General features: G+C 41.1%; 6 protein-coding genes. 2 read left to right on the top strand and 4 right to left on the bottom strand.

Going from position 1 to position 11,362, the window contains the following annotated elements; all coding sequences use genetic code 11:
- Positions 1-37: 37 nt before the first annotated feature.
- Positions 38-3,376 carry a transcription-repair coupling factor gene (gene mfd, locus AC6CHH_RS11370; RefSeq protein ID WP_498282900.1) on the top strand — a complete coding sequence of 1,113 codons (3,339 nt, stop codon included), beginning with the start codon at positions 38-40 and terminating at the stop codon, positions 3,374-3,376.
- A 69-nt stretch (positions 3,377-3,445) separates the two neighbouring features.
- On the opposite strand, the gene AC6CHH_RS11375 is transcribed toward mfd, so the two are convergent.
- Positions 3,446-5,953 carry a M14 family metallopeptidase gene (locus tag AC6CHH_RS11375; protein WP_498282902.1) on the bottom strand — a complete coding sequence of 836 codons (2,508 nt, stop codon included), beginning with the start codon at positions 5,951-5,953 and terminating at the stop codon, positions 3,446-3,448.
- A gap of 111 nt (positions 5,954-6,064) precedes the next feature.
- On the opposite strand from AC6CHH_RS11375, the gene AC6CHH_RS11380 reads away from it, so the two are divergent.
- The gene (locus tag AC6CHH_RS11380; protein WP_498282904.1) at positions 6,065-7,255 is read left to right on the top strand and encodes a trans-sulfuration enzyme family protein; all 1,191 of its coding nucleotides are present in this window, start codon (positions 6,065-6,067) and stop codon (positions 7,253-7,255) included.
- 67 nt (positions 7,256-7,322) lie between these two features.
- Here the strand turns inward: AC6CHH_RS11380 and AC6CHH_RS11385 are convergent, their stop codons facing one another.
- The 3 genes from AC6CHH_RS11385 to AC6CHH_RS11395 all read right to left on the bottom strand — a co-directional run bounded on the left by AC6CHH_RS11385 (position 7,323) and on the right by AC6CHH_RS11395 (position 11,345).
- Positions 7,323-8,429 carry an acyltransferase family protein gene (locus tag AC6CHH_RS11385; protein WP_498282905.1) on the bottom strand — a complete coding sequence of 369 codons (1,107 nt, stop codon included), beginning with the start codon at positions 8,427-8,429 and terminating at the stop codon, positions 7,323-7,325.
- Between the two features lie 88 nt (positions 8,430-8,517).
- Entirely contained in the window at positions 8,518-10,176 is a 1,659-nt protein-coding gene (locus AC6CHH_RS11390; RefSeq protein ID WP_498282907.1) for a sodium/sugar symporter, read from the bottom strand.
- Between the two features lie 5 nt (positions 10,177-10,181).
- Positions 10,182-11,345, bottom strand: coding sequence for an aldose epimerase family protein (locus AC6CHH_RS11395; RefSeq protein ID WP_498282909.1), 1,164 nt, complete (start codon positions 11,343-11,345; stop codon positions 10,182-10,184).
- Between the last annotated feature and the right edge of the window lie 17 nt (positions 11,346-11,362).

Genomic DNA, 11,362 nt, shown 5'->3' on the forward strand with positions numbered 1-11,362 from the left:
AAAAAAGTTTAGTAAATTCGCAAAAATAAATGCCAGCGTGAACATTCAAAACATACTAGAAGAGTACTGCAAATCCGAAAACCTCAAGACGCTACAGCACAGCATCCAACAGCAAGGAAAATCAAAAATTCAACTCAAAGGATTAGTAGGTTCTGCTGATGCAATGGTGGCTGCTGCCTGTTATACCCTTGAAAAGAAACTAAATGTATTTATTTTGCCCAATCATCAGGAAGCCTCCTATTTTTTGAGTGATTTGGAAAGTCTTTTTGAAAAGCAAGTACTATTTTTTCCGGCATCTTACCGCAAACCTTTTGAATTCACGCAATCCGACAGTGCACATGTACTGCAGCGGGCCGAAACTTTAAGCTCACTCAACACCAACTCAGAATTACCCAAGATCGTTGTTACCTATCCAGAGGCGATCGCTGAAAAAGTAATTAATCGGACTGATCTGGACAAGAACACCTTGTCCATTACCTTAAACACTAAATTAAGCATCGAATTCATTAATGAATTCTTGTATGAATACGATTTCGAAAGAGTTGATTTTGTGTATGAACCTGGGCAATTTGCTATACGTGGTGGGATTGTTGATATATTTTCTTTCTCGAATGATCTGCCTTACAGGGTAGAATTTTTTGGAGACACTATAGAAAGCATACGAACTTTTGAAATCGAATCACAATTATCCGTTGCAAAAATGCATACGGTAACCATTGTACCAAATGTTCAAGCTAAATTCTTATCCAAAAATCACATTTCACTTCTCGAATATATTGAGCATGATTCAATTGTATGGATAAAGGACGTGCAGTTTACTTTTGATATTTTGAAGCAGGGGTATAAAAAAGCATCCGAATTCTGGAAAGCGCTCTCTGAAAAGGATCTGCAGAACAACCCACAATGGATTGATCCTCGATTTACCTTCACCGACGAGCGAAATTTCGGCGCCATGTTATTCGAATATACTATCATTGAATTCGGAAAACAGTTCTTCTATCCGCCTACCCAGACCATTCAATTTGATACCCATCCCCAACCCTCTTTCAATAAAGATTTCAATCTATTGATTCATAATTTTCATGAGAATGAAAAACATGCCATCAAAAATTATATATTTTCAGACTCCACCAAACAAATCGAACGCATATATGCGATTATAGAAGATTTGGATAACACAATCCATTTCACACCGATCTATAAAGCACTTCGCGAAGGATTCCGGGATGATGCGCTCAAGATTGCCTGTTATACCGATCATCAGATTTTCGACCGGTATTACAAATACAAACGAATCAAAGGTTATGAACGTTCTCAGGCCATCACCCTGAAAGAATTAAGCGATTTAAAACCAGGAGATTACATTACCCATATTGACCATGGGGTTGGAAAATATGCTGGATTAGAAAAGGTGGACGTCAATGGTAAAAGTCAGGAAATGATTCGGTTGATCTATGCGGACAATGATTTACTATACGTTAATATCAACTCTCTAAACCGCATCGCTAAATATTCAGGCAAAGAAGGTGCTACACCGAAAATGAATAAACTTGGCACCGATGTTTGGGATAAATTAAAGAAAACAACCAAAAGAAAAGTAAAGGATATTGCCCGTGACTTAATTGTGTTGTATGCAAAACGAAAAGCGCAGACCGGGAATGCCTCTAGTGCCGACACCTATTTGCAGCGCGAACTGGAGGCCTCCTTTATTTATGAGGATACCCCGGATCAAGAGAAAGCTACAGCAGATCTCAAAAAAGACATGGAGTCCCCGCATCCAATGGACCGTTTGGTTTGTGGAGACGTCGGGTTCGGTAAAACTGAGGTTGCCATCCGAGCAGCCTTTAAAGCAGTCGCTGATAGCAAACAAGTCGCAGTTCTTGTTCCGACTACAATTTTAGCACATCAACATTTCCGAACCTTTACCGAGAGGCTAAAGGGTTTTCCTGCTAATATCGATTACATCAATCGCTTTAAATCAAGTAAACAAATTAAAGAGAGCTTGAAAAAGCTTGCCGAAGGAAAAATAGACATCATCATCGGTACACATCGCTTAGTCAGTAAGGATGTAAAATTCAAAGATCTAGGGCTGATGATCATCGATGAAGAACAAAAATTTGGGGTATCCGTCAAGGAAAAGCTCAAATTAATGCGGGCAAATGTGGACTCATTGACGCTAACGGCGACCCCAATACCCCGCACACTTCATTTCTCATTAATGGGTGCTCGCGATTTAAGTATCATCTCTACCCCACCTCCCAACAGACAACCTGTACAAACTGAACTTCATGTGTTTAATGAGCAGTTAATTCAGGAAGCAGTTAGTTTTGAGATCGACCGGGGGGGACAGGTATTCTTTATTCACAACCGAGTAGCAGACCTTCCTCAATTGGGTATGTTGGTCCACAAACTAGTCCCGGGGGCTCGGGTTGGAATTGCCCATGGGCAGCTGGACGGGGATGAGCTCGAACAGGTGATGCTCAAATTTATAAATCATGAGTATGATGTATTGATGGCTACCACCATCATTGAGGCCGGATTAGATATCCCCAACTCCAATACCATTATCATTAATCATGCGCACATGTTTGGTCTGAGTGATCTACATCAAATGCGTGGACGAGTTGGCCGATCAAATAAACAAGCTTTTTGTTATTTACTGAGTCCGCCACTTTCCACACTTACCCCGGAGGCCTACAAACGCTTATCCGCTATAGAAGAATTTTCAGAGTTAGGTTCTGGATTTAATGTCGCTATGCGTGATTTAGATATTCGCGGTTCAGGAAATCTCCTGGGTGCAGAACAATCGGGATTCATCGCCGAGATCGGGTTTGAAATGTACAACAAAATTCTTGATGAGGCCGTTCAGGAACTTAAAGACGATGAATTTGGAGAATTATTTGCCGATCAGAAAGATAGAAAATACGTTTCGTTCACCCAAATAGATACTGATCTGGAGGTATTGATTCCGGACGAATACGTGACCAACGTTTCTGAACGCTATAACCTATACAACGACATCGCAAAGCTCAAAGACGAAGACCAGTTAGGCGCTTTTGAAAAACAGCTTGCGGACCGTTTTGGTCCCATACCCAAACCGGTCTTTGAACTCTTCAACACCCTACGTTTACAGTGGTTAGGCAAGGACATCGCATTGGAGAAAATATCCTACAAAAAGGACACATTGAAAGGCTTTTTCGTCAACAATCCCAATTCCAGTTATTACCAATCTGATAAATTCGGGAAAGTACTGGCCTTTGTTCAAAATCATCCTAGTAACAGTAATCTTAAAGAAGTCAAAGGACAATTGAGATTGGCCATTAGCAATGTAAACAGTATAGAGTACGCCATAGAACTACTTCGCGAGATGTTATAAATTTTCCCGAACACAAGAAAATGGGATTGTATTCCTTACAATCCCAGTCTCATAGTAAACCTCCACCCCTTAGTGCATATCCATAAATAGCGCATTCGCCATGATCAACTTACCACTTTGCCAGAAATTACGGAAAAGGATATTGTCGTTCAAATAAATCACGGTACCTTGTCCTAGGTTCTGAGTGCCCAAGACCAAACCATTTTTCAGCTTTTTGGATAAGGAATTTCCTACGAAACCACTCATTTTAGCATCCTGGGTAAGGTAGCCTACATTCCAGCCAGAATTGTTTTCAAAATAAGAATACAATTGTCCATTTTGGCGCAAGGTGTAGTAACGGGAAAGTCCGTACATCAGAGGATGAGTTGCATCAAAACTTAATTTATAAATTGCACCGGCCGTATAATTATCTATCGCACTGCGTTCCCGATCAGCATATTTTTTTAAGTTTTTGGCCGGCTCCTTGTCTTTAGATTTTGCCGTACTGTCTGCCTTGGCTTGTTTAAGGGTACTCCATTTCTGAGCGGCCAGTTGAGAAACAGCACCCTCCAGCGCAATCACCTTACCACCAGCTTTTATCCAGTTTTCAAACACCACACTTTGTTCCTTGTTTTTTAAAAAAGAATACATACCGTTAGGCATGATAAATACATCGATTTCATTTAAAGGTACACTGGAAAAATCATCCGGCTGGATCAAGGTGATCGGGTAATTCAATTGCTGATCAAAATAATGCCAAATTTCCCCAACATTCGTTGCTCTGAGTCCAGGCCCGGCCATCATCATGACTTTAGGGGTTTTTAGGGGTTTGACGTGTGCACTTCCAAGGTCCTTTGCACCCTCGAGGATACCTGAATTTAGGGCATACAGCTGAACTTGAAACTGATCCGCATTCTTTTTTAGCTTCTGCTGCAGTGCTTCTTTTTTAGGGCCATTGCCAGGTACCATCACCGATCCCGCAGGAAATTCTTGTCCATCTATTTTAAAAGGGGCATCGGACACCCGAAGTTTGATTTTATCTTTTAGCAAGGCGGCAACCAATTGAGCCGATGCAAATCCATCCCATTTAAAGGCATACCCAAATCCTGCGCTTAGCGCATTGTTCACCGGGCTTAGACTATATTTCTCTAAGGTGGAAATTTTTTGTTTAGAGGCAATGCCTTGTAAGCCGTAAACGTAAGGCAACGCCCATGCTGTAATATCGTAAGTAATGGAATCCGTTAATTTGGCTTCAGGTTCAAAGAGAACGCGGATCAAGGACGCTTTGGCTTGATTCGCAGGGATAACCAAGTCTTTGGAAGCCAAGGTGTAGTTCTGCTGCGTTTTGCTGCCGTAATCTAAACCCTTTATCGTTCCAGAAGAGGAATAATACTGAATCTTATTCTTATCCAGCAAATCCATTAACGCTCGGATATTAGCTTCCGAGGAAGCCTCGTGTTTTATGATATAGCTTTGGTAAGAAGACAATTCACCCTGGACCGATTGATCCGCAAATTTCTTAAATTCCAGAACAACCTTTGCCGCGTTCTGCGAAACGATTTCGAGAATATTCATGCCTGAGGCATGATGCTGGATGACCCGATCGACCAAAGTTAAGGTATCTTTCTGATCCGTATAAACCCCCAACCCCGCAGAACCATTACCTGCCTTTTCAAAGGTCATCCCAATCGCACCATTGTACATGGGATAGGTATCTCCATAGGATGGGTAAAATAGATCAAAGCGCTCCTTGGTAAAATACAGCCACCCTTTGCTATCAAAATAGGAAGCGTTGTGTCTTCCAATGCTTCCTTGAAAGTCTCTTTGCCAAGGTGTAATCACTTCATGCAAAGGCTCCGCTGCTGGAGGAAAATAATACGGTGAATTCACCCCTTGTTCATGGAAATCCACATGGATATGCGGAAGCCATCTATGATAGATTTTCGCCCGAAGGGTACTTTCAACTTGTGTTTGCCAGGCCCAATCTCGATTCAAATCAAAATAATAATGATTATACCGACCACCTGGCCAAGGCTCTTGATGCTCCCTGGCGTATAATTCTGGATTATAGTTTGTCCCCAAAACGCCATTATACCAATTGTTATAACGTTCAGTACCATCCGGATTTAAACATGGATCGATAATCACCAAGGTATTTTCCAACCAAGATTTACTCTTTGGGTGAGAAGGGTTGAGCAGTTCGAACAAAGTCAACATGGCCGCCTGAATTGAGGAAGTTTCATTTCCATGTACATTATTGCTCATCCAAACAATTGCCGGGGCTTGCAGCTCTCCTTCCCCTGGTAGGGTTCGCGCAAGCTTTAAGTTATTGTTTCGTATGGATTCCAAGTTTGCAATGTTTTTGGCAGAAGAAACATAATACACACGAAGTGGTCTACCCTGAGTCGTTTTTCCATAAGATTCCATTTTTACTTGTTCTGGAAAACTCTCAGCGATGTAATCAAAATACGCCAATACCTCCCAATATGGAGTCACTTTGGATCCCAGAGGATAGCCCAAGAATGTGGAAGGCGATTTGATTTGCCCCATGGCCAGTGTGGCTAGCAAACAGCCCAAAACAGTCAGTATTTTTTTCATCGAATTGCAGGTTAAACTTTTGATGGATGTTAAATAATTTCAGTGCTCAAATTAAGAATTTACAAGTTATTTTCTTTAATTTTCGTTTCGTTATTTTTAAAACCATCTGATATGTCTCATTTAGAAACCGACCTTATCCATAAAGGACGTAAGTTCAACGATAGCAAAGCCGTTGTTACCCCTATCTATCAAACCTCAACCTATTACGCGGAGGATGATTTGCAACAATACATTGTTGCTGCGACACAGGCTAAACATCCTTATTTTTACCATAGGCACGGTAACCCAACAAATTCTCAAGCTGCCGAAATTATTGCCAGTTTGGAAAAAACACAGGATGCACTGGTCCTTGCCACCGGAATGGCGGCGATCAGCACGGCCATATTAGCTGTAGTAAAAACGGGTGATCATATTATCACACAAAACTCGTTGTATTCTGGGGCCATGTTATTTTTCAAAGATTTCCTCTCCGATTATGGAATCCAAGTAAGCCATGTGGATCAAAAGGATAATCAAGCATTCGCATCAGCTATTCAAGCAAACACAAAGCTAATTTATATTGAGACCCCATCGAACCCAAATTTAGATGTCACCGATTTAGATTATATTGCTCAACTAGGAAAGAATCATCACATCACCACAATGGTTGATAACACCTTTGCCTCCCCTATCAATCAACGACCAAGCGACTATGGTATCGATATCATTATTCATTCAGCCACCAAATATCTAGGTGGACACAGTGATCTGACCGCAGGTGTGGTGTGCGGAAGCAAAGAATACATCCAAAAGGTTTGGAGACGTTCTCTTTCATTAGGTGGATCACTGAGCCCATTTGACTCATGGCTGTTGCTACGGGGATTAAAAACCCTTTCCATGCGCGTAAAGCAAATCAATAGCAATGCCTTAGCCCTGGCACAATGGTTTGAAAAACATCCAAGCATCAAAATGGTTCGCTACATAGGCTTGGAATCACATCCTCAATATGATTTGGCTAAAAAACAGATGCGTGGGGGGACAGGAATGTTATGTATCGAGGTGATTGGCGATTCTCAGGATCAAGCCCATAGCAACGCACAATCCGTATTGAGTAAACTTGAAATATTCGCAAATGCGGCGAGCTTAGGAGGAGTTGAATCCCTGGCCGTTCATCCGGCAAGTATGTGGGGTTCACATCACGATAAATCTCAAAAAACAAGTTCGGGGATTACTCCTGGAATGCTACGGATTTCCGTTGGCATTGAACATATTGAGGACCTTATTGCTGATTTTCAAAATGCACTTGAACAGCTAAAAGCTTAACCATTTTTACCGTATACTATTCAGGAATGTTGGGCTTCAGGTTCAGCATTCCCTATTTAAAAGCGCATCAAAGTTTAAAGAATATCCGTTTCTTGTACAAGAAATAACACAGCGACCATTCTAAAGAAAACACCACAATCGAACAAAGAATCAGCACAAGGGAATGGGGGAAATTAATCGCAGCAAACACTGGATCAAGAATCATCAGCACATAGCCATTGAACCATTTCTTTCCCACAATATCAAAGAAAAGGTAAATGAAAATGGAATTCATCCCAATAACCTGAAAGAACAACAATCCTTTTCGATGGCCTCTCAGATCTATCCACCAATACAAGAGACTTACCATAAGTAAGCAAAAACCCAAAGAAGCTAACATGAAAGAGCCTGTGGCAATCGGTTTCATGATCGGAACTAAATTCAGCACATCCAGGGTATATCCAACAATTAAACAAAATAAACCGCAAATTGATAGCGTCTTTATTGAAGCGTTGTTTTGCAAAAAAAGCTTCCCTACAATGACGCCTGCTATCGTATGAACAGCTGTGGGAATCCAATTCACAAAAACATACATATTACTCTTTTGTCCGAACAATACCCAGTCTAGCCAATTCCCAAAGTTTTCTTTGGGGGCAAAACCCTTATCAAAGCCTGGCACATCCCAGAAACGGTACATAAGATCCGTAAACAGCAGCAATAAAGCACAGGCCAAGATTAAATAACGAATTCGCAAATTAAACAGGAAAAATGCAATCAGAGAGGTGAACGCTAGCTGAGTTAAAATATCCGTTACGTCCAATGCATCTAAGGCAAACCATTCCGAATTAGAGATTCGCTTAAAAATTCCCCAAAAAATAAGTAATCCACTCCGTTTTAGCGTTTTGGTTAACCGCTCAGACCAGGGAATTCCATTTTGAATTTGTCTATGTAAAGAATAAGTCATCGCAATTCCAGCCATAAACATGAAAGCCGGTTGAATCGTATCCCAAAAGTGAAGTCCATACCAGCCTGCGTGAAAAAAATGATTTAGAACTCTGGAAAAAATACTGGGTTCAGTACTTAGATTTGCCAGGTGAGCATAGAATTCACAAGCCTCCAAGGCCAGTAAAAACATAATCAACCCGCGCATGAAATCCAAAGATTGTAGTCGTTGAGAATTTGAGGTCGTTTGCATGGTATACTGGTTTAATGACAACAAATGCCAATCATTCCTTTCTGATTGGCATTTGTTTACTTCTCTGAGTTAATTCTCGCCTCTTCGTTTACCAGAAAATGGTATATAAAGCGGCCGTAATACCCAAAACAAGTAGTGCTCCAACGGCAAAACCTGTTGTGGTCTTAAACATTTTAGGATCCACTTCGAGCCCTTTAGGTACAATCCCTCTTTTATTCTCAACCATACTAATCAAATACATACCGATTAAACAGAAGATAAATACAAATCCTACACGGTCGATGAAAGGAATTTCGTACACGCCATTTACAGGAATAGAAAAACCGGTAGAAGATAAGAATGATAAATCTGCAAACTTTGGTAAAAACTTTAGAATTAACGACATAATGAATCCCCCGATAGTGGCGAATAGGGCCGCATTGGAGGTTGTCCTCTTCCAGAAGAATCCCAGCAAGAACATCGCAAAAATACCCGGAGAAACAAACCCAGTGTATTCCTGAATGTATTGGAAACCTCCTTTTTTGTCAATTCCCAAATGAGGCGCAATCAAAATAGCAAGGATCATTGAAACCACAATGGTGATCTTCCCTACATTCACCAACTTCTTCTCGCTTGCATTGGTTGAAAAAATCTTTTGGTATATATCCAGGGTAAAAATTGTTGCAATGGAATTTGCTTTACCGGCTAAGGAGGCTACCACGGCCGCTGTTAAAGCAGCAAAAGACAATCCTTTCAGTCCAACAGGAAGTAGGTTCAATAATACAGGATAAGCGCGATCTGGATTTATTTCACCACCGGCCATCATTTCACTCTGGAATAGTCCATCTTGGTACAAAACAAAAGCTGCAATACCAGGGAGAACAACAATGATTGGCATTAATAGTTTTAAAACTGCGGCAAACAACAATCCGTTTCTAGCGGTGGATAGATCTGCCCCTAAAGCCCTTTGGGTAATGTATTGATTACAGCCCCAATAATTTAGATTGACAATCCACATACCGCCCACCAGAACACTCAGGCCAGGAAGATCTAAGTAGTTTGGATTATCAGGTTTTAAAATCATATGAAAATGATCAGCCGCCTTATCTTGAACAATAGAGAATCCTTCTAAAATACCTGAACCGCCGAAGTGATCGGAAACCAGATCAAGCGCTAAATACGTGGTTGCCAATCCTCCTAAGATCAGAAAGAAAACCTGAATCACATCGGTATACCCGATAACTTTCATTCCTCCTAAGGTGATCACAATGGCAAAAATGGCTAGCCCAATCATACAGGTCTGGAAGTCTATTCCAGCAATACTTGAGACCGCCAAAGCACCCAAGAACAAGATGGATGTTAAATTCACCACAATGTAAAGCAATAACCAGAAAACGGCCATAATCATCGCAACCGTCCCGTTATAACGTACATTCAAAAACTGCGGCATAGTGAAAATCTTATTCTTCAAGTACACCGGAAGAAAAAAGACAGCCACCACAATCAGAGTCGCTGCGGCCATCCATTCGTAGGTCGCAATAGCAAGACCGATCTTAAATCCTGAACCACTCATCCCGATAAATTGTTCGGCCGAGATATTGGAGGCAATTAATGAGGCGCCGATGGCCCACCAAGTGAGTGAACCCTCTGCTAAAAAATAATCTTTCGAGCCTTCTGTGGCAGATCTTTTCTTATAATAAATATAGAGCCCGTACCCCGCAACAATGAAGAAGTAACAGAGAAAGACGATATAATCTTTAATATCCATGAGGCTTATTTTGAAGTAAACTTGTAAACTGATTTAGTTGAATAGGTTTCCCCTGGATTAAGTAGTGTAGAGGGGAAATTTGGTTGATTTGGTGAATCTGGGAAATGCTGAGGTTCTAAACAAAAACCGGTGCGAAAACTGTCCTTAGCGCCCGATTTCAAGGTCACTTTTTCAGCCATAAAATTTCCACTATAAAATTGAATTCCAGGCTCCTGAGTATAAATATCCATCACAATTCCACTTTTATCGCCACGAACTGTAGCGGCATGATTTAAGCCATTCACTTTGGTTTGATTCAAAACAAAATTATGATCATACCCTCCTCCATATTGCAATTGGGTATCTTTTTGATCGATATCCCTTCCAATGGTTTTTGCACTCGTAAAATCAAACGGACCACCTTTAACAGGGGTTAATTCGCCTGTGGGAATCAAGGTGCTGTCTACAGGAGTGATCTGATCGGCGTACAAGGCGAGCTCATGATTTAAAATCGTTCCGCTCCCTTCACCATTTAAATTAAAATAAGCATGATTTGTTAAATTGATCACCGTTTTGCGATCCGTGGTGGCCTGATAATTAATGGTTAGTTCATTCTGATCTGATAAACTATAGGTCACCTCCATATGAATATCCCCCGGAAACCCCTCCTGTTTATCAGGTAAGGTGTAGGTAAAAGTAACCGAGTTATCGCTGGCGGTCTTAACTTTCCAATTTCCAAAATGAACTCCTTTAAATCCACCATGCAGCGTGTTAGGCCCGTTATTTACAGGCAAGGTAAATTCCTGAGAATCAATAGAAAACTTCCCTTTAGCAATCCGGTTACCAAATGGACCAACAATAGGCCCAAAATAAGGTTCCTGCGGATTGTGATACAAGGAAGCCTGATCAAAGCCCAAAACCACATCACGCAGCTCTCCATCTTTATCAGGGACCAAGAGTCCAACTAAGCGCGCGCCAAAATTGGTCAAATACGCTTTTGCTCCAGAAGCATTTTTTAAGGTATACAGGTGTGCTCGCTGGCCTTCAATATCCTGAGAAAAGGAGATCGAATCCAGCATAATTCCCGCCGAATCCGTCTGGGTATCGGTCTTCTTCTCTCCAGTATTTCCACAAGAAATTACCGAGAGAATCCCCAGGCAAAGCAATACATTTGCTAATGTCTTTTTCATAATAGCTGTTTATAATT

Source organism: Sphingobacterium sp. GQ94 (genome assembly GCF_059758715.1).